An 18030-nucleotide genomic window follows, 5' to 3' on the forward strand; every position below is an offset into this window, starting at 1 on the left:
TTCCTTTGGAAAGGTAAGTCATGGCAGGCACCAATAGCGAGCGCGAACTTCTGGCGGAGGGCCCGGCGATCATTCTGGTCGAGCCGCAACTCGGCGAGAACATCGGCATGGTGGCGCGCGCGATGGCCAATTTCGGCCTCTCCGAACTTCGCCTCGTCAACCCGCGCGACGGCTGGCCGAGCGAGAAGGCGCGTTCGGCGGCATCGAAAGCCGACCACGTGATCGACGCGACGCGGGTTTTCGAAACGCTGGAAGAGGCGATCACCGACCTGAATTTCGTCTATGCGACGACGGCGCGCGAGCGATACGGTTTCAAGCCGGTGCGTTCTCCCGTCGTTGCGGCAGAGACCCTGCGGCAGAAATTCGTCGCCGGCGAGAGGACCGGCATTCTCTTCGGGCGGGAACGCTTCGGCCTGAGCAATGAGGAAGTGGCACTCGCCGACGAGATCGTGACCTTCCCCGTCAATCCCGCCTTCGCATCGCTGAACATCGCGCAGGCCGTGCTGCTGATGTCCTACGAGTGGATGAAATCCGGCATGGAGGACCTCACCGTCACCGCCTTCCAGCCGGTCGAGCAGCGCCCGGCGACGAAGGAGGAGGTCCAGGGTCTGTTCGAGCATATCGAGGAGGCGCTGGGCGCGCGCGGCTATTTCCGTCCTCCCGCAAAAAAGCCGAAAATGGTCGACAACCTCCGCGCCGTCCTCTCGCGCCGCGCCTTCACCGCGCAGGAAATCAGTGTGTTCCGCGGGGTGATCTCATCTCTCGACCGGTTCTCCCGCCTGAAGCCACGCGGAAGTGCAGCACCGGCCGATCAGGCAGGCGAAGATGACGGCGATGACGCATGAACTGAAGCCCGTACTCGTATTCGATTCCGGCATCGGCGGGCTGACCGTCCTGCGGGAAGCGCGGGTGCTGATGCCGGAACGCGGTTTCATCTATGTGGCCGACGACGCCGGCTTCCCCTATGGCGGATGGGAGGAGGAGCCGCTGAAAGCGCGTATCCTCGATCTCTTTTCCGATCTTCTCGGCACCTATGATCCGGAAGCGGTGATCATCGCCTGCAATACCGCCTTTACGCTCGCCGGTGGCGATCTGCGCGCGCGTTTTCCCGACATGCGCTTCATAGGCACCGTGCCGGCGATCAAGCCCGCGGCCGAGCGCACCCGCTCCGGTCTCGTTTCGGTTCTCGCAACACCCGGAACTGTCAGGCGCGCCTATACCCGCGACCTCATCCAGTCCTTTGCCGGCCAATGCCATGTCCGGCTCGTCGGATCCCAGAATCTTGCCGGTATGGCGGAAGCCTATATCCGAGGCGAACCGATTTCTGACGACCTCGTGCTCGACGAGATCATGCCGTGCTTCGTCGAGATGGACGGCCGGCGTACCGATATCGTCGTGCTCGCCTGCACGCACTATCCGTTCCTCGCCAATATCTTCCGCCGGTTGGCACCCTGGCCGGTCGACTGGCTGGATCCGGCGGAGGCGATCGCGCGACAGGCGCGGCGTCTGGTGCCGCCGGCGCTCGATGCGGAACACCCCGAACAGTACGATTTCGCCGTATTTACCTCCGGCAATCCCGATTTTTCGACCCGGCGGCTCATGCAGGGCTTCGGTCTCAGAACCCGCTGAGCGCTTTTCTTCTCCGCCGCACTTGCCGTTTCGCCGAAATGCTCAATTTTCCTACGGTATTTTGAAAAGCGTCTTCGATATATGCTAGTGGTTCGCTGATGCGCCATCGCGGTGCGTCGATCAACGGAGCTCTCGAACTGCCTTGGCCATAGAAATCATCATCGTGATTTTGCTCACCATCCTGAACGGCGTCCTCGCAATGTCGGAAATGGCGGTGGTTTCTTCCCGCTCCGCAAGGCTCAAGGTGCTCTCCGAACAAGGCAATCACGGCGCCACGGTCGCCATTCGGCTCTCCGAAGAGCCCGGCCGATTTCTGTCGACGGTGCAGATCGGAATCACGCTGGTCGGGGTACTGTCCGGTGCGTTCTCGGGTGCTACTCTCGGCAGCCGACTGGCGGGCTGGCTTCTGTCACAGGGCGTGTCCCCGGCCTTTTCGGACGCCATCGGCGTCGGCTCCGTCGTCGTCCTCATTACCTATCTGTCGCTGATCGTGGGCGAACTCGTGCCGAAGCAGATCGCGCTTCGCAATCCCGAAATCATGGCGGCCCGCGTCGCCCGGCCGATGCTGGTGCTTTCGAAGATTTCCGCCCCGCTCGTCTGGCTGCTCGACAATTCCGGTCGGCTGGTCCTGAGCATGCTCGGCCAGAAGGAGATGTCGGCCGGCACCGTGACCGACGAGGAGATCAAGTCGGTTCTCGCCGAGGCCCAGAGTGCCGGCGTCATCGAGACCGAGGAGTCGGCGATGATCTCCGGCGTCATGCGTCTTGCGGACCGTACCGCGCGTGGACTGATGACGCCGCGTCGCGACGTCGAGGTTCTCGATCTCGAGGACAGCATCGAGGAGATCCGCGAGCATCTTCGGCATACGCAACATTCCCGCCTGCCGGTGCGTGACGGCACCTCGGACGAAATCATCGGCGTTCTCTTCGTCAAGGATTTCTACAACGCCGTGATCGTAGAAGGCGAGGATTTCGACCTGCATTCGATCGTCACCGAAGTCCCGATCGTTTCCGATTTCGCCAGTGCGATCGACATCATCGAGGCCATGCGCAAGGCGCCGCCCCATATGGTGCTGGTCTATGACGAGAACGGCCATTTCGAAGGCATCATCACCTCCGGCGATATCCTGGAGGCGATCATGGGCGCCTTCCTGGAGGATGAGACCGAGGAGCGGGCGATCGTCAAGCGCGATGACGGTTCGTTCCTCGTTTCCGGCTGGATGCCGATCGACGAATTCGTCGATCACGTGCGTGTTCGCGTCGAGGAAGACCCGGACTATACGACCGTCGCCGGCTTCGTCATCGACGTGCTGAAGCACATCCCAGAGCTCGGCGAGAGCTTCATCAGCGACGGCTGGCGCTTCGAAGTGATCGACCTCGACGGCCGGCGCATCGACAAGCTGCTCGTCTCCCCGGCGGAGCAGGGCGAGATCTGACCGCCCCTGGCGCGGCTCCGGGGGATATTCGCCCCCGAGAGACCGGCTTTCATTCCCTGTGGGTTTCTGCAATTGAAATGGCGAAATGCGCCGACGTCTTTGATAGGTAGGCGGGACGCGTATCTGGCCGGAGAGGCCGGGCTTGTGATTCGAAACGAGAGGTAGGCAAGTTGCAGGTCGGGATCGACATGGGGACGGTGGCTGGCGGCCAGCCGGCCAAGCTCGATATCGAGGAGCTGCTCGCCACCCGTCTCTTGGTGCAGGGCAATTCCGGTTCGGGCAAGTCGCATCTCTTGAGGCGCCTGCTCGAGCAGTCGGCGCCGTGGGTGCAGCAGGTCGTCATCGATCCGGAGGGCGATTTCGTCACGCTCTCGGATAAGTACGGCCATCTCGTCGTCGACGGGGAGCGTACCGAAGCCGAACTTGCCGGCATCGCCGATCGTATTCGCCGCCATCGCGTTTCCTGTGTGCTGACGCTGGAGGGGCTCGAGATCGAGCAGCAGATGCGCGCGGCCGCCGCTTTTCTCAACGGCATGTTCGATGCGGACCGCGAGTTCTGGTATCCGGTTCTGGTCGTGGTCGACGAGGCGCAGATGTTTGCGCCCTCCATGGGCGGCGACGTCTCGGAGGACGCGCGACGCATGTCGCTCGGCGCCATGACCAACCTCATGTGCCGCGGGCGCAAGCGCGGCCTTGCCGGCGTGATCGCTACCCAGCGCCTTGCGAAACTTGCGAAGAACGTCGCGGCCGAGGCCTCGAACTTCCTGATGGGCCGCACCTTCCTCGACATCGACATGGCGCGCGCCGCCGACCTGCTCGGCATGGACCGCCGGCAGGCGGAGATGTTTCGCGACCTGAAGCGCGGTAATTTCGTCGCTCTCGGCCCGGCGATGTCGCGCCGGCCGCTGCCGATCGTCATCGGATCGGTCGAGACCTCGGCGCGTTCCTCCAGCCCCAAGCTGATGCCGCTGCCGGAGGCGCCGCAGGACGTCGAGGACCTGATCTTCACGCCGGATCCGGAGGAGCTCGTCCGCCCGATCGTGCGCCGCGCACCGCCGCAGCCGCGGCCGACGACGGATATTCTGGCCGAGCTGTCGCGCGCGACACCGGCGGCCTCTACGCCGGTCGCGGCCGAAACCCGCCCCGGCGCCCTGGAAATGTCGCCCGAGGAACGGGAGGAGCGCCTCTCTGCTGTACTCGCCGAAATCCTCGATGATCCGCAGGCGGCGTATCGCACCGATTCCGTCCTCTACCAGGAGTTCCTGGTCCGCGCCCGGATGCGCCGGATCGGCGGCCCGCCGATGGCGATGGGCGAATTCCGTCGCCGGGTCGCCGTCGTGCGCTCGGGCGTCGACGAGGAGACGGCGGCCTCCGACGTCTGGAAAACGGCACTGTCGCTGGCCGAGGGTGTTTCAGAAGACCTGCAAGGCGTCTTCCTGATGATGGCGAAGGCGGCGATCCGCAAAGAAGCCTGTCCCTCGGACCTCCGGATCGCCCGGGCCTACGGCACGCATTCGGCGCGTCGTGCCCGAAGACTGCTCGGCTATTTCGAGGAGCAGGGGCTTGTCGTCGTCCACACCGATTTTTCCGGTAAGCGTATCGTCGCCTTCCCGGATCTCGAGGCGGAAACGGCGCCCGGAAGCGCAGACGCGGCGGACGACCAGTCGGCGCCGACGGATCATTTCGCGGCGGAGTAGGCGGGGATCCGTTCCCGTTATGCCCGCTCTTCCCAGACCTTCACCAGTTCGACGATCGTCTTCACCGCCGTTTCCATGTCTTGCACGCTGACCCACTCGAGCGGCGAGTGATAGGCGTGGCCGCCGGTGTAGATGTTGGGGCAGGGCAGGCCCATGAAGGAGAGGCGCGAGCCGTCGGTGCCGCCGCGGATGCTGTGGCGCACGGGCTCGAGACCAACGCGGCGGACGGCCTCTTCGAGATTCTCCATGATCTCCGGATGGCGGTCGAGGACTTCCTTCATATTGCGATACTGGTGTTTGACCGTGAAAGTGTGGCTCGAACCGGGATAGGTGGCCATCACCTCGCTGGTGATCTTCTCCAGCAGGTCTTCCTTTTCCTTCAGTCCGCCTTCCGTGAAATCGCGGATGATGAGCTGGATCCTGGCCGCTTCCATACTGCCCGAGATATCCACCGGGTGGATGAAACCCTCGCGGCCTTCGGTAGTCTCGGGGGCGATGTCGCGAGGCAGGCGGGCGACGATGTCGCTCGCGGCCTTGATGGCGTTCTCCATCTTGCCCTTGGCATAGCCGGGGTGCATGGCGACGCCTGATATGTCGATGGTCACGCCATCGGCGGAGAAGGTCTCGTTCTCTATCTCGCCGACCGTGGAGCCGTCGAGCGTATAGGCAAAGCGTGCGCCGAGCTTTTTCAGATCGACCTTGTCGGCGCCGCGCCCGATCTCCTCGTCTGTGGTGAAGAGGATCTTGACCGGCCCGTGCGGTATCTCCGGATTGCGGACGAGGAACTGTGCCGCCGACATGATTTCGGCTACGCCCGCCTTGTCGTCGGCGCCGAGCAGCGTCGTGCCGTCGGTGGTGACGATGTCGTGGCCGATCTGGTCGTTCAGCTGGGGGTGAGAGGCGACCCGGATCACCTGTGAGGGATCGCCGGTCAGGGTGATGTCACTGCCCTGGTAGTTGCGCACCAGCTGCGGCTTGACGCCGGTGCCGGAGAAATCCGGAGCGGTATCCATGTGCGAGCAGAAGCAGATGGCCGGCACATCCTTTTTTGTGTTGGCCGGGATCGTCGCATAGACGTTGCCGTGCTCATCGAGATGTGCATCATCGAGCCCGAGTGCCTTCAGCTCCCGCTCGAGAAGGCGGCCGAGGTCTTTCTGCTTTTCGGTCGAGGGCTGCGCCTGTGAGGTCGGATCGGACTGCGTGTCGATCACGACGTAGCGGAGAAAACGGTCGAGAACGGTGTCATGGGGAAGGGACATGGGGGATATCCGATTCTGGCTGAAGGTGAGGCGAACTTAGCGCGCCGCTCTCGCCGCGGGAATGCCGGTTTCCAGAAAAGAAGGCCGCGCCGGGAGGTTCCGGCGCGGCGGTTGGTCGAGAGGAGCCGCTTATTCGGCGGGTTTGGTTGCTGCGGGCTTGCTGCGCGTTGCCCAGAGCGAGCCGAGAATGCCGGCGGCGAGGATGGCGACGGTGACACCCAGCGAAACCACCGGCGGGATCTTGGCGAGGCCCAGCATGTCGGCGACGAAGATCTTCGAACCGATGAAGATCAGCACGAGCGACAGCGCATATTTGAGATAGGCGAAGCGGTGGATGAGAGCGGCCAGCGCAAAGTAGAGCGCCCGCAGCCCGAGGATCGCGAAGATGTTCGACGTGTAGACAATGAACGGGTCGGTGGTGATCGCGAAGATCGCCGGGATCGAATCGACGGCAAAGACGAGGTCGGCGAATTCGATCAGGATCAGTGCCAGCATCAGCGGCGTCAGATAGGTTCTCAACCTGCCCGTCTTCGGGTCGGCTTCGCGGGTAAAGAACCTGTCGCCACGCAGACCTTCGGTGACCGGCAAGCGCTTTCGCAGCACTTTCAGAACCGGATTGTTCTCCACGTCATAGGGCTCGCTGCTCGAAAACAGCATCTTGATGCCCGTAATGATCAGGAAGGCGGCGAAGAGATAGAGAACCCAGCCGTAGTTCTCGACGACGGCCGCACCGGCGGCGATCATGATGCCGCGCAGTACGATCACGCCGAGAATGCCGTAAAGCAGGACGCGGTGCTGGTATTCGCGCGGGATGGAGAAGTAGCCGAAGATCATGGCGATGACGAAGATATTGTCCATCGCCAGGCTCTTTTCGATCACGAAACCGGTCAGGTATTCGACGCTTGCCTGCTGGCCGAACTGGCTCCAGACAAAACCGGAGAAGAGAATGCCGAGCGTGATGTAAAAGCCGGACATCAGCAGGCTCTCCCTGATGCCGATCTCGTGGCTCTTCCTGTGAAGAACGCCGAGGTCGAGGGCAAGAAGAGCGATCACGGCGGCAATGAAGGCGAGCCACATCCAGACGGCGGCGCCCTGGAAATCAACCCATAGGAAATCCATGACATAATCCATGCCGGATCAGGTTGATTGGAAGAGCACCGACATCACGGTCGATCCGGCGATACACGTCAGAGGGGCCCGGTGCCGGGGATGGAGGTGGTAAGCCGGCCGGACGCGTTCAAGAGGCGGGCAGAGAAAATCCAGGGCTGCCTGCCGAACGGTGTCGTGATATGCCGGAAAGACCAGACCGTGAGAACTCGCCGGGTTTGCAGGGTGCTTGTTGACAATCCGGCGACTTGCCCCTAAAGACAGCGCCAGCACCGGGTGGCGACGCCCGGTGTTTCATTTGACATGTCCCGTGGCTGCTCCGTTGCTGACGTGAGCCGCCTGTCAGGAAAAGCCGAAAGGTGATCCAGAGGAGGGCGTGTTTCCTAACAGAGCGGGGCCGGAAGGTGCCGCCATAAGAAGACGTGAAAGGAAATACGATGAGCAAGCGCGCATCATCCAAGTACAAAATTGACCGCCGCATGGGCGAGAACATCTGGGGCCGTCCGAAGTCCCCGGTCAACCGCCGCGAATACGGCCCGGGCCAGCACGGCCAGCGCCGCAAGGGCAAGCTCTCCGACTTCGGCGTGCAGCTGCGCGCCAAGCAGAAGCTGAAGGGCTACTACGGCGACATCCGCGAGAAGCAGTTCCGCGCGACCTACGAAGAAGCCAACCGCCGCAAGGGCGACACCGGTGAAAACCTGATCGGCCTGCTCGAATCGCGCCTCGACGCCATCGTCTACCGCGCGAAGTTCGTGCCGACCGTCTGGGCTGCTCGCCAGTTCGTCAACCACGGCCACGTTACCGTCAACGGCGTTCGCGTCAACATCGGTTCCTACCGTTGCAAGGCTGGCGACGTCATCGAAGTTCGCCAGAAGTCCAAGCAGCTGGTTTCGGTTCTGGAATCGGTCCAGCTCGCCGAGCGTGACGTTCCGGACTACATCGAAGTCGACCATAACAAGATGGTTGCGACGTTCGTCCGCGTTCCGACGCTCTCCGACGTTCCGTACCCGGTCGTCATGGAACCGCAGCTGGTCGTCGAATTCTATTCGCGCTGATTTGCGTGCTATCCGGAATTCAGAAAAGCCGTCCCTCGGGGCGGCTTTTTTGTTAGGAGGACTGTCGTCATGGATATTCAGGCACTTCTCGACGGGATTGTTGCAGAACTCGCGGGACGGCGGGGCGAGGGCAAGGTGGCGGACTATATCCCGCAACTCGCCAAGGTGGACCCCAACCAGTTCGGCATTGCAGTGACCACGGTGGACGGCGAGGTCTACGCGGCCGGGGATGCCGCTGTGCCCTTCTCCATCCAGAGCATTTCCAAGGTCTTTATGCTGACGCTGGCACTCGGCAAGGTCGGCGAGGCGCTCTGGCGCCGGGTCGGTCGCGAGCCGTCGGGCACGGCGTTCAATTCCATCGTCCAGCTCGAGCATGAGCACGGCATCCCCCGCAATCCCTTCATCAACGCGGGCGCCATCGTCATCTGCGACCTCGTTCTCGCCGGCTACAAGCCGAAAGAAGCGATCGGTGAATTCCTGCGCTTCGTGCGTTCGCTCGCCGACGACGACACGATCACCATCGACAGGGCGGTGGCGCAGTCGGAAACGGCGACGGGCTATCGCAACTACGCCCTCGCGAACTTCATGCGTTCATTCAACAACCTCCAGCATGATGTTGATCATGTTCTCGGAGTTTACTTTCACCAGTGTGCGCTTGCGATGACCTGCCGGCAATTGTCGCGGGCGGGGCTCTTCCTCGCGGCGCGTGGCGCGGACCCGATCGGCGGCTATTCCGTGGTATCGGAGAAGCGGGCGCGACGCATCAACGCGCTGATGCTCACCTGCGGCCACTATGATGGTTCGGGCGACTTCGCCTTCCATGTCGGCCTGCCGGGCAAGAGCGGTGTCGGCGGCGGCATCATGGCGATCGCGCCGGGCAAGGCCTCGATCGCCGTCTGGTCGCCGGGGCTGAACAAGGTCGGAAACTCCGCACTCGGCACCGTCGCGCTGGAAATGCTCGCTTCCCGCACCGGCTGGTCGATATTCGGGGCTTGATCTTCGCGCGCCGAGCGGGCATTGCCAGTGCGAGCCATCCCGGCTGTCCCGGAGCCAGACGATGACACTTTCGACGTCCGCCGAGCAATTCGATGCCGATGCCGGCGATGATGGAGAGATCGCGGAGGCGATTGCCGTCCATCCGGTCTTTGCCAATGCCCCGCGCTCGGTCGGCTTCAACAAGCTGCGCAAGCGGCTGATCCGCCAGGTCCGGCAGGCGATTACCGATTTCGACATGCTGAAGGGGCAGAAGCGCTGGCTGGTCGGGCTTTCCGGCGGCAAGGACAGCTATGGGATGCTGGCGCTGCTCCTCGACCTCAAATGGCGGGGCCTGCTGCCGGTCGATCTCGTCGCCTGCAATCTCGACCAGGGGCAGCCGAACTTTCCCAAGCGCGTGCTGCCGGACTATCTCGCATCGATCGGCGTTCCGCACCGGATCGAGTACCGCGACACCTATTCGGTGGTGACGGAAAAGGTGCCGCAAGGCGCCACCTATTGTTCTCTGTGTTCAAGGCTCAGGCGCGGCAATCTCTACCGTATCGCCCGCGAAGAGGGCTGCGAGGCGCTGGTCCTCGGCCATCACCGCGAGGACATCCTCGAGACCTTCTTCATGAACTTCTTCCACGGCGGGCGGCTCTCGGCCATGCCCGCGAAGCTGCTGAACGACGACGGCGATCTCATGGTGCTGCGCCCGCTCGCCTATGCCGCGGAGGAGGACCTCGCGCGGTTCGCCGCCGCGATGCAGTTTCCGATCATCCCCTGCGATCTCTGCGGCTCCCAGGACGGACTGCAGCGCAATGCTATGAAGGAGATGCTCGCAGGCATCGAAGCGAAGATGCCGGGCCGCAAGGACGCCATGCTCAGGGCGCTCGCCCATGTTGACCCGTCGCATCTGCTCGATCCGAAGCTCTTCGACTTCTCCTCCCTCTCGCCGACAAAGGATGAATGACCATGGCCGATCTCGATATCGCTGCGCTCGCCAACGTGCTCCAGGAGGCGGCGTATGCCGAGATCCTGCCCCGTTTCCGTAACCTCGGAGAGGGCGACATCCGGATGAAGACCGAGGCGATCGATCTCGTCACCGAAGCCGACGAGGCGGCCGAGCGCATGATCCGCGACCGTGTGGCCGAACTGTTGCCGGATGCGCTGTTCGTCGGCGAGGAGTCGGTCGCCGCCGATCCGGCCCTTCTCGGGAAGATCGCCGATGCCGATCTCGCCATCGTCGTCGACCCGATCGACGGCACCTTCAATTTCGCCGTCGGCCTGCCGCTGTTCGGCGTGATGCTGAGCGTCGTCTCCGAAGGCGAGACCGTTGCCGGCATCATCTACGACCCGATCGGCAATGACTGGGCGATCGCGGAGAAGGGATCGGGTGCCTGGCTCTGCCGCACCGACGGCACGCAGGAGCGCATGGCCGTTCGGCCGTCGCAGCCGCTTTCGCAGATGATCGGTATCGCCAATACGGGCTTCTTCGAAATCGAGAAGCGCCGCAAGCTGCTGGTCAATCTTGCGGAGGTGCGCCTCTTCACCAGCTATCGCTGCGCGGCCCACGAATACCGCCTGCTCGCCCAGGGGCATATGGACTTCGCCATGTACAACAAGCTGATGCCGTGGGACCATCTGGCCGGCACGCTGATTGCGCAGGAGGCGGGGGCCCACGCGGCCCGCTTCGACGGTTCGCCCTACCTTCCGCATCATACGAGCGGCGGTCTGCTGATCGCCAATGACCAGGAGAGCTGGCGGGAGCTCATGGCGAAGGTCTTCACCGTCTGAGACAAAAAGCCCGGTCATACCGGGCTTTTTCTTGTCAACGCGGGGCGTTTTGCGGCCGGAACAACCGTCCCTTCTCGGCGATCAGCACGAAGACCAGTCCGATCAGCGAGACGGTGAAGTAGCCGGCCACCATGGGCAATGCGGTCCCGTCATAGGCCTGGCCGATCGCGGCGCCGATCAGCGAACCGCCGACCGTTCCCATGAAGCCGAGTACCGAGGACGCCGTACCTGCGACATGGCCGAGCGGCTCCATGGCGAGCGAGTTGAAGTTCGAGCCGATCCAGCCGAACTGGAACATCGCCAGCGCGAAGAGCACGAAGAACAGCGGGAAGGGCATCGGCTGCGGTCCGAAGACCTGTATCAGCAGCCACACGAAGGTGATGGAGATGAAGCCCAGCAGCGAGGCATGCGAGAGCCGCCGCATGCCGAAGCGTCCGACGAGCCGCGAGTTCACGAAGGACGACAGCGCCATGAAAGTCGCAACGCCGGCGAAGGCGACCGGAAACCATGTGCCGAGATGGTAGATGCCGACATAGATCTGCTGGGCCGAGTTGATGAAGCCGAAGAGGGCGCCGAAGATGAAGGTGCTCGCCAGCGTGTAGCAGAGTGCCACGCGGTCGGTGAGCACGATGCGGAACCCTCCGAGGATCGACCGGGCCGTGAACGGCCGGACATCGACCGGCGACAGCGTTTCCGGCAGCCGGATGTACATCCAGCAGCCCACGAGCGTCGCCACGGCCGCCATGAAGACGAAGATCAGGTGCCAGTGGCCGAGCAGCATGATGACCTGGCCGGTGCCGGGAGCGACGACCGGGATCACCATGAAGACCATCATGATGAGCGACATGACTTCCGCCATCTGGCGCCCGCCGAAGACGTCGCGGACGACCGAGATGGTGATGACACGCATGGCTGCCGAGCCGAGCCCCTGCATGAAGCGGAGCACGAGGAGCGCGCCGAAGCTAGGCACCAGCGTGACGGCGAGGGAGGAGACAACGTAGACGCCGAGGCCGAACAGCATCGGCTTGCGACGGCCGAAGCGATCGGCCACCGGGCCGTAGAAGAGCTGGGCGATGCCGAAGCCGATCAGATAGGCGGAGACCACATACTGTCGGTGATTCTCGTTGGTGACGTTGAGGGCACTGCCGATCTGCTGCAATCCCGGCAGCATGATGTCGATCGCCAGTGCGTTCAGCGCCATCAGGAACGCCATCAGCGCGATGAATTCCGGTCGTCCCATGCCCTTGAGCAGGGAAGGACGCGATTCAAGTGGTTTGTTCATCGAATCCATTCCTGAAAAACAGCGAGAAGGCGCCGTGGGAAGCGGCGCCTTGGCAAGTTGTACGCGTCATGGATGGTCCGCGACGGACGCCGCGGATCAGGAAATCAGGCGGCGCCGCGGGCGCTGACGCCCTGTTCGGCAAGATGCTTCTGCAGTTCGCCCGACTGGAACATTTCACGGACGATGTCGCAGCCACCGACGAATTCGCCCTTGATGTAGAGCTGCGGAATCGTCGGCCAGTTGGAATACTCCTTGATGCCCTGGCGAATCTCGTCATCGGCGAGCACGTTGATGCCCTTGTAGTCGACCCCGACATAATCGAGGATCTGCACCACCTGGCCGGAGAAGCCGCACTGCGGGAACTGCGGGGTACCCTTCATGAAGAGAACTACGTCGTTGCTCTTCACTTCGTTGTCGATGAGTTCGTTGATGCCGCTCATGGCAAAATCCTTTCACATGCGGTTCAAGTGCCGCTGCTTCGTCTTTCGCTTAGATAACATGGCGAGCCGAGATTTCCAGCCGCGATTTGAGAAAAGCCGGAAACAGGCGAAGGGTGTGTCCTATCGGCTTCGGCGGTTGATCCGGCGAGCCGCGCGCGCTGTCTTGCCGGTGCTTCGCGTAATGTTCTTCTGCCGCGAGGCGGACGTTCGGCGGGCGACATGAGAGCGCCGCCGGCGCTTTGTGAGCCCCGAGACGATGCTCCTGATCAGTGCCGCGATGAATTCGCCGAGGACGCCTTTCACGGTCGTGACTTTCCGTCTGCCTATTCGGGAACCGAGGTCTGCAAGGCGAGCGCATGCAGTACGCCGCCCATGTTGCCCTTCAGCGCGTCATAGACCATCTGGTGCTGCTGCACGCGCGTCTTGCCGCGGAACGCCTCCGCGACAACCTCTGCGGCGTAGTGATCGCCGTCTCCGGCCAGGTCACGGATCACGACGCGGGCCCCGGGAATGCCGGCCTTGATGAGATCTTCGATGTCGCCGGGTTTCATTGCCATGATCGGTACTCCTTCCTTGCGGGCGGCTTCAGGCCAGTTCTCCGCTCATGAAGTCAGGGAACCACGATTCATGTGCCGAGCGCAATTGCTCAATTGCCACCGGGCGAGCCTGTCCCAGCTTGACCGTCGAGCCGCCGGTCCGGCCGATCCAGGGGCAGAAGACGCCGGCCGCTTCGGCGCGGACGAGCACCGTATCGACGTCCTCTTCCTTGACGGTCAAAACGTAGCGGCCTTGGTCCTCGCCGAAGAAGACCGGGATCGGATCTGCGTCGTTGAGGGCGTTGATGGTCGCGCCGATGCCGGAGGCCATCGCCATCTCGGCGACCGCGAGAGCAAGGCCGCCGGACGAGCAGTCGTGGACGGCCGTCGCCAGGCCGTCTTCGATCAGGCCGCGGACGAATTCGCCTGCCTTCTTCTCCTCGACGAGGTCGACATGCGGGGCAGGGCCGTCGGTGCGGCCGTGGACATCGCGCAGGTAGACCGACTGACCGAGATGTGTACCCCAGCCCGAAGGTGCGCCGGCGAGCAGGACCGCTTCGCCCTGGGCGGCAAAGCGGATGCGGGTCATCTTCGACCAGTCGTTGAGCAGACCGACGCCGCCGATCGTGGGGGTCGGCAGGATCGCCTGGCCGTTGGTCTCGTTGTAGAGCGAGACGTTGCCCGAGACGATCGGGAAGTCGAGGGCCTTGCAGGCCTCACCGATACCTTTGATCGCAAAGACCAGCTGGCCCATGATCTCCGGGCGCTCGGGATTGCCGAAATTCAGGTTGTCGGTCGCAGCGAGCGGCAGGGCACCGGTCGCGGTGATGTTGCGCCAGCATTCGGCCACCGCCTGCTTGCCGCCCTCGAAGGGATCGGCCTCGACATAACGCGGCGTCACGTCCGAGGAGAAGGCGAGCGCCTTGGTGGGGTGGGTATCGACACGGACGACGCCGGCGTCGCCGCCCGGAAGCTGCAGCGAGTTGCCCTGGATCAGGGTGTCATACTGTTCGTATACCCAGCGCCGCGAGCAGTTGTTCGGCGATCCTACGAGCTTCAGGAGCGCGTCGGCGATATCCGCCTGCGGAACGTCGTTTTCGGCGAGCGGAGCCGGCGTCTTCGGCTCGATCCATGGGCGGTCGTATTCCGGAGCCTCGTCGCCGAGTTCCTTGATCGGCAGGTTCGCCACTTCCTCGCCCTGGTGCAGGACGCGGAAACGCAGGTCGTCGGTCGTCTTGCCGACGATCGCGAAGTCGAGACCCCACTTGTGGAATATTGCCTCGGCCTGCTGTTCCTTTTCCGGGCTGAGGACCATGAGCATGCGCTCCTGGCTTTCCGAAAGCATCATCTCGTAGGCGGTCATGCGCTCTTCGCGGACCGGCACCTTGTCGAGGTCGAGCTCGATGCCGAGGTCGCCCTTGGCGCCCATCTCGACGGCCGAGCAGGTAAGGCCGGCGGCACCCATGTCCTGGATTGCGATCACCGCGCCGGTTTGCATGAGTTCGAGGCAGGCCTCGAGCAGGCATTTTTCGGTGAAGGGGTCGCCGACCTGGACGGTCGGGCGCTTTTCCTCGATCGATTCATCGAATTCGGCCGACGCCATCGTCGCGCCGCCGACGCCGTCGCGGCCGGTCTTGGCGCCGAGATAGACGACCGGCAAGCCGACGCCCTTGGCCTGCGAGAGGAAGATCGCGTTCGACTTCGCAAGTCCCGCGGCGAAGGCGTTGACGAGAATGTTGCCGTTGTAGCGGGCGTCGAACTCGACCTCGCCTCCGACCGTCGGCACACCGAAGGAATTGCCGTAGCCGCCGACGCCGGCGACGACGCCGGCGACGAGATGGCGGGTCTTCGGATGATCCGGCGCGCCGAAGCGGAGCGCGTTCATCGCGGCCACCGGTCGGGCACCCATGGTGAAGACGTCGCGCAGGATGCCGCCGACGCCCGTTGCAGCACCCTGGTAGGGCTCGATGAAGGAGGGGTGGTTGTGGCTTTCCATCTTGAAGACGACGCAATCGCCGTCATCGATATCGACGACGCCGGCGTTCTCACCGGGGCCCTGCAGCACGCGCGGTCCCTTGGTCGGCAAGGTCTTCAGCCACTTCTTCGAGGATTTGTAGGAGCAGTGCTCGTTCCACATGGCGGAGAAGATACCGAGCTCGGTGAAGGTCGGCTCACGTCCGATCAGCTCCAGAATCCGGTCGTATTCCTCGGGCTTGAGACCGTGGGCGGCGACGAGTTCGGGCGTGATCACAATGGCGTTCGGAATGGTCATGATCTTCTCTGGATCGTTGGGACGGCGGCTTCGGACTGCCTATAGCCCATGCGCGCCCAAACCGCGATAGGGAAATTGCCCGTTTTTCGACGTGATCCGGTGGAGATTCAGGAATCGGTTTCGTACGCGGCCGGGCCTCCGTCCAGCAGGCGCCGCAGGGTGTGGAGGCCGGCGATCACGGCCTCTCGCTCTCGCCCTTCGCTGAAGCCCACACGAACATGGTGATAGACGCGGGAGGAGCGGCCGGCCTTGAACTCGTCCTCGTCGTCGATCAGGACGCCCTCGTTGAGCGCCGCCTGCTTGAAGGTTCCTGAAAGCCAAGGCTCCGGTAATTGCAGCCAGAAGAACGGAATGCATGGGCGAGAGCGGAATACGTGCCCGGCGAAGATGTCACGCACGTGCCGTTCGCGGATGCCGATCTCCTCGACGACACGCTTGCGGATATCGTCGGCCGCGCCCGAAAGCACGAGCTGCGCACTGAGTTCGGCGAGGACGAAGGGAAGTCCACCGGAGGTCATCTTTTGGGTGACGCGCAGGCGCTGCGAAAAATGATCGGGGGCCGCGACCCATGCGCCGCGAACGCCGGCAGCGACCGCCTTCGACAGGCCGCCGACGAGAAAGGTCCGGTCGGGTGCGATTTCCGCAAGCAGCGGAATGCGGTCCTGCAGAAGCGCGCCATAGATGTAGTCCTCGATCAGGAAGACGTTGTATCTGCGCGCGATATCGGCGATCTGCCGGCGTCGCTCCTCGGGCAGGGTGCTCAGCGTCGGATTTTGTCCCGAGCTGATGATGAAGGCGAGCTTCGGATGCTCGCGCGCGCAGACCCTTTCGAAATCCTCGGGGAGAATGCCGTCACTGTCTGAATCGACAAGGCAGACCTGGCGACCGATCAGCGTCGCGCTACGAGCCACCTGCGAATAGGTCAGATGCTCGCAGAGGAAACGGTCGCCGGGGTTGGTCACCGCCGCAATGATGGCGACGACCGCTGCATGAACTCCGAGATGCGGCGTGATTGTCTCGACGTGGGGTGCCCAGTCACCGCTGGACAGCCAGCGGCGGCCCGCTTCCAGCCAGTGCGGCGCGAGCGCCCGGGTGTAGCTTGCAAGTTCGCCCGGATAATCGCGGGCGATATCCGCCATCAGCTGGGCGATGATGGCCGCCTGTCCGACGTCGACGGCGGCCGTGGTGTCGAACCGCAGTTTTCCGGTGGGTGCCGTCAGCGGTCTCGTCCCCCCGAAACGGGCGACGACGGGATCGCCGGCCGGTGCGGGCGCTTCCCGATGCGCTGCGAGCACGTAGGTTCCGCGACCGACTTCGCCTGACACCAGACCGCGCTCGCGCAAGAGATTGTAGGCTCTGGAGATCGTCCCGATCGTGACGCCCATATCGTAGGCGATGTCTCGCTGCGGCGGCAGCTTCGCGCCGTCTGCGAGGCGTCCGTGCTTGATGCCGCGTTCAGTTGCGTCGGCGATGCGGACGTAAAGCGGACCTTTGGTGGAGGTGAGGTCTGGGAGCCAATTTGTCATGGTGACATTTTTCTAGATTGTCATTATTGGCATGTCAATGCATACAAATTGTACCCTTTTAGATCAGCCTCTTCGGAGATGACAATGACCATAGAGACCGTATGCCGGGACAGAAGAGAGACGGACGATGTCGCGCCCCTGCGGCATCGCGTGACAGCGGCATTCAAGGCGCTCGCGAACACCGTAGCCCGTCGCCGGCGCATCCGCAGAACCCGAATCCACCTTGCCGGTCTGTCGGCCGAGCAATTGCGCGATATCGGGCTCTCGCGAGAACAGGCGGACGCCGAAACCCGTCGTTCGCTGTTTCTCGCGATCGAGAGGACAATGTCGCCAAAGTGATTCGCGGACGGAGGGTGGATGTCGCTCCGTGCTTTATCGGCTCTAGAACTTGTAGCCGATCAGTACGCCGCCGCGGGTGAGGCCGTTGTTGGTGTCGCCGCAGAGATTGGCATGCGAGGAGTGTTCGATCTGTGCAACGACCCGCCAGTGGGCGTCGAGGCTGATGCCGGCTGCCGCGTATTCGTGAAACAGAAGCGCACAACCGAGCTTTGGCCCGTCCGTTCCGTCGTTCTTGAGATCGCCGTTGTGCAGAGTGCCGCCGAAGCCGCTTTCGAGGAAGAACCCGTCACCGAGATCTACGGTCCAGCTGAAGCCGGTGAAAAGCTGGCTGGCTTCTCCGGCGGAGCTGATGGTCGCGCCGGCATGAATACGGGGACGGATGAGTTTCTGCAGGCCGTCGGCCTCGTTGTGGCCCCATGGGTCGAACAAGAACATGGCCTCGACGAAGCCGCCTCTCTCGTCGTTCGTGTCGGTCTTGTCGGCGGCCATCAATCCGCCGAGGCGCACCTCGTCGAACAGGTGATCCTGCGCTGCCGCCTGGGTGGACCACGCAATCGAAAGCATGGCTACCGCCGTTCCAAGACGCCGCAGCTTGACAGCAGTGGCAGTACCCATTGATCGAGGCTCCTCCCGCAAGTCACCTCCATAGCGAAGCAGCTCGCGAAGGTTGCGCGGAGGATAGGC

The 18030-nt window shown here is 63.2% G+C and carries 17 protein-coding genes; 9 read left to right on the forward strand and 8 right to left on the reverse strand.

Annotation, left to right across the window (positions count from 1 at the left end; translation table 11 throughout):
- Positions 1–20 precede the first annotated feature (20 nt).
- The 4 genes from H4I97_RS06185 to H4I97_RS06200 all read left to right on the forward strand — a co-directional run bounded on the left by H4I97_RS06185 (position 21) and on the right by H4I97_RS06200 (position 4761).
- Entirely contained in the window at positions 21–845 is an 825-nt protein-coding gene (locus H4I97_RS06185; RefSeq protein WP_182307036.1) for an RNA methyltransferase, read from the forward strand.
- Positions 826–1629 carry a glutamate racemase gene (gene murI / locus H4I97_RS06190; protein WP_182307037.1) on the forward strand — a complete coding sequence of 268 codons (804 nt, stop codon included), beginning with the start codon at positions 826–828 and terminating at the stop codon, positions 1627–1629. The genes H4I97_RS06185 and murI overlap by 20 nt, the downstream gene beginning before the upstream one ends.
- Positions 1630–1771: 142 nt before the next feature.
- Positions 1772–3064 (forward strand): hemolysin family protein, encoded by a 1293-nt coding sequence (locus tag H4I97_RS06195; RefSeq protein WP_182307038.1) that lies wholly within the window; start codon positions 1772–1774, stop codon positions 3062–3064.
- 170 nt (positions 3065–3234) lie between these two features.
- A complete protein-coding gene (locus H4I97_RS06200; protein ID WP_182307039.1) occupies positions 3235–4761 on the forward strand; it encodes a helicase HerA domain-containing protein in 1527 nt (508 codons plus the stop codon).
- A 17-nt stretch (positions 4762–4778) separates the two neighbouring features.
- Here H4I97_RS06200 and pepT read toward each other — a convergent pair whose 3' ends face one another.
- The gene (gene pepT / locus H4I97_RS06205; RefSeq protein WP_182307040.1) at positions 4779–6020 is read right to left on the reverse strand and encodes a peptidase T; all 1242 of its coding nucleotides are present in this window, start codon (positions 6018–6020) and stop codon (positions 4779–4781) included.
- A gap of 129 nt (positions 6021–6149) precedes the next feature.
- Entirely contained in the window at positions 6150–7139 is a 990-nt protein-coding gene (locus H4I97_RS06210; RefSeq protein WP_182307041.1) for a TerC family protein, read from the reverse strand.
- Positions 7140–7564: 425 nt separating this feature from the next.
- Between H4I97_RS06210 and rpsD the strand changes: the two genes are divergently transcribed.
- The 4 genes from rpsD to H4I97_RS06230 all read left to right on the forward strand — a co-directional run bounded on the left by rpsD (position 7565) and on the right by H4I97_RS06230 (position 10951).
- Positions 7565–8182 carry a 30S ribosomal protein S4 gene (rpsD, locus tag H4I97_RS06215; RefSeq protein ID WP_182307042.1) on the forward strand — a complete coding sequence of 206 codons (618 nt, stop codon included), beginning with the start codon at positions 7565–7567 and terminating at the stop codon, positions 8180–8182.
- Positions 8183–8251: 69 nt separating this feature from the next.
- Entirely contained in the window at positions 8252–9178 is a 927-nt protein-coding gene (locus H4I97_RS06220) for a glutaminase (RefSeq protein ID WP_182307043.1), read from the forward strand.
- A 61-nt stretch (positions 9179–9239) separates the two neighbouring features.
- Positions 9240–10127 (forward strand): tRNA 2-thiocytidine(32) synthetase TtcA, encoded by an 888-nt coding sequence (ttcA, locus tag H4I97_RS06225; protein ID WP_182307044.1) that lies wholly within the window; start codon positions 9240–9242, stop codon positions 10125–10127.
- Between the two features lie 2 nt (positions 10128–10129).
- Positions 10130–10951, forward strand: a complete 822-nt coding sequence (locus H4I97_RS06230; protein WP_182307045.1) for an inositol monophosphatase family protein — start codon at positions 10130–10132, stop codon at positions 10949–10951.
- 34 nt (positions 10952–10985) lie between these two features.
- Here the strand turns inward: H4I97_RS06230 and H4I97_RS06235 are convergent, their stop codons facing one another.
- The 5 genes from H4I97_RS06235 to H4I97_RS06255 form a co-directional block, all read right to left on the reverse strand.
- Complete coding sequence (locus H4I97_RS06235) at positions 10986–12191, reverse strand: multidrug effflux MFS transporter (protein ID WP_182307559.1); 1206 nt, start codon at positions 12189–12191, stop codon at positions 10986–10988.
- Between the two features lie 146 nt (positions 12192–12337).
- Entirely contained in the window at positions 12338–12673 is a 336-nt protein-coding gene (gene grxD, locus H4I97_RS06240; protein ID WP_182307046.1) for a Grx4 family monothiol glutaredoxin, read from the reverse strand.
- Between the two features lie 323 nt (positions 12674–12996).
- The gene (locus tag H4I97_RS06245) at positions 12997–13230 is read right to left on the reverse strand and encodes a BolA/IbaG family iron-sulfur metabolism protein (RefSeq protein WP_112685033.1); all 234 of its coding nucleotides are present in this window, start codon (positions 13228–13230) and stop codon (positions 12997–12999) included.
- Between the two features lie 28 nt (positions 13231–13258).
- Entirely contained in the window at positions 13259–15481 is a 2223-nt protein-coding gene (gene purL / locus H4I97_RS06250) for a phosphoribosylformylglycinamidine synthase subunit PurL (RefSeq protein ID WP_182307047.1), read from the reverse strand.
- Between the two features lie 107 nt (positions 15482–15588).
- Positions 15589–17007, reverse strand: coding sequence for an aminotransferase-like domain-containing protein (locus H4I97_RS06255; RefSeq protein ID WP_182307048.1), 1419 nt, complete (start codon positions 17005–17007; stop codon positions 15589–15591).
- Between the two features lie 84 nt (positions 17008–17091).
- On the opposite strand from H4I97_RS06255, the gene H4I97_RS06260 reads away from it, so the two are divergent.
- A complete protein-coding gene (locus tag H4I97_RS06260) occupies positions 17092–17346 on the forward strand; it encodes a DUF1127 domain-containing protein (protein ID WP_182307049.1) in 255 nt (84 codons plus the stop codon).
- A 42-nt stretch (positions 17347–17388) separates the two neighbouring features.
- Here H4I97_RS06260 and H4I97_RS06265 read toward each other — a convergent pair whose 3' ends face one another.
- Entirely contained in the window at positions 17389–17961 is a 573-nt protein-coding gene (locus H4I97_RS06265; protein WP_182307050.1) for an acyloxyacyl hydrolase, read from the reverse strand.
- Positions 17962–18030: the final 69 nt, after the last annotated feature.

The sequence above is a fragment of the Ciceribacter thiooxidans genome, from assembly GCF_014126615.1.
GTDB classification, from domain to species: Bacteria; Pseudomonadota; Alphaproteobacteria; order Rhizobiales; family Rhizobiaceae; genus Allorhizobium; species Allorhizobium thiooxidans.

What these genes read in the sequence shown, in the direction of transcription:
- H4I97_RS06185 (WP_182307036.1), top strand. Translation starts at nt 21, where the DNA reads ATGGCAGGCACCAATAGCGAGCGCGAACTTCTGGCGGAGGGCCCGGCG.
- murI (WP_182307037.1), top strand. Translation starts at nt 826, where the DNA reads ATGACGGCGATGACGCATGAACTGAAGCCCGTACTCGTATTCGATTCC.
- pepT (WP_182307040.1), bottom strand. Translation starts at nt 6,020, where the DNA reads ATGTCCCTTCCCCATGACACCGTTCTCGACCGTTTTCTCCGCTACGTC.
- H4I97_RS06210 (WP_182307041.1), bottom strand. Translation starts at nt 7,139, where the DNA reads ATGGATTTCCTATGGGTTGATTTCCAGGGCGCCGCCGTCTGGATGTGG.
- rpsD (WP_182307042.1), top strand. Translation starts at nt 7,565, where the DNA reads ATGAGCAAGCGCGCATCATCCAAGTACAAAATTGACCGCCGCATGGGC.
- H4I97_RS06220 (WP_182307043.1), top strand. Translation starts at nt 8,252, where the DNA reads ATGGATATTCAGGCACTTCTCGACGGGATTGTTGCAGAACTCGCGGGA.
- ttcA (WP_182307044.1), top strand. Translation starts at nt 9,240, where the DNA reads ATGACACTTTCGACGTCCGCCGAGCAATTCGATGCCGATGCCGGCGAT.
- H4I97_RS06230 (WP_182307045.1), top strand. Translation starts at nt 10,130, where the DNA reads ATGGCCGATCTCGATATCGCTGCGCTCGCCAACGTGCTCCAGGAGGCG.
- H4I97_RS06235 (WP_182307559.1), bottom strand. Translation starts at nt 12,191, where the DNA reads ATGGGACGACCGGAATTCATCGCGCTGATGGCGTTCCTGATGGCGCTG.
- grxD (WP_182307046.1), bottom strand. Translation starts at nt 12,673, where the DNA reads ATGAGCGGCATCAACGAACTCATCGACAACGAAGTGAAGAGCAACGAC.
- H4I97_RS06245 (WP_112685033.1), bottom strand. Translation starts at nt 13,230, where the DNA reads ATGGCAATGAAACCCGGCGACATCGAAGATCTCATCAAGGCCGGCATT.
- purL (WP_182307047.1), bottom strand. Translation starts at nt 15,481, where the DNA reads ATGACCATTCCGAACGCCATTGTGATCACGCCCGAACTCGTCGCCGCC.
- H4I97_RS06255 (WP_182307048.1), bottom strand. Translation starts at nt 17,007, where the DNA reads ATGACAAATTGGCTCCCAGACCTCACCTCCACCAAAGGTCCGCTTTAC.
- H4I97_RS06260 (WP_182307049.1), top strand. Translation starts at nt 17,092, where the DNA reads ATGACCATAGAGACCGTATGCCGGGACAGAAGAGAGACGGACGATGTC.
- H4I97_RS06265 (WP_182307050.1), bottom strand. Translation starts at nt 17,961, where the DNA reads ATGGGTACTGCCACTGCTGTCAAGCTGCGGCGTCTTGGAACGGCGGTA.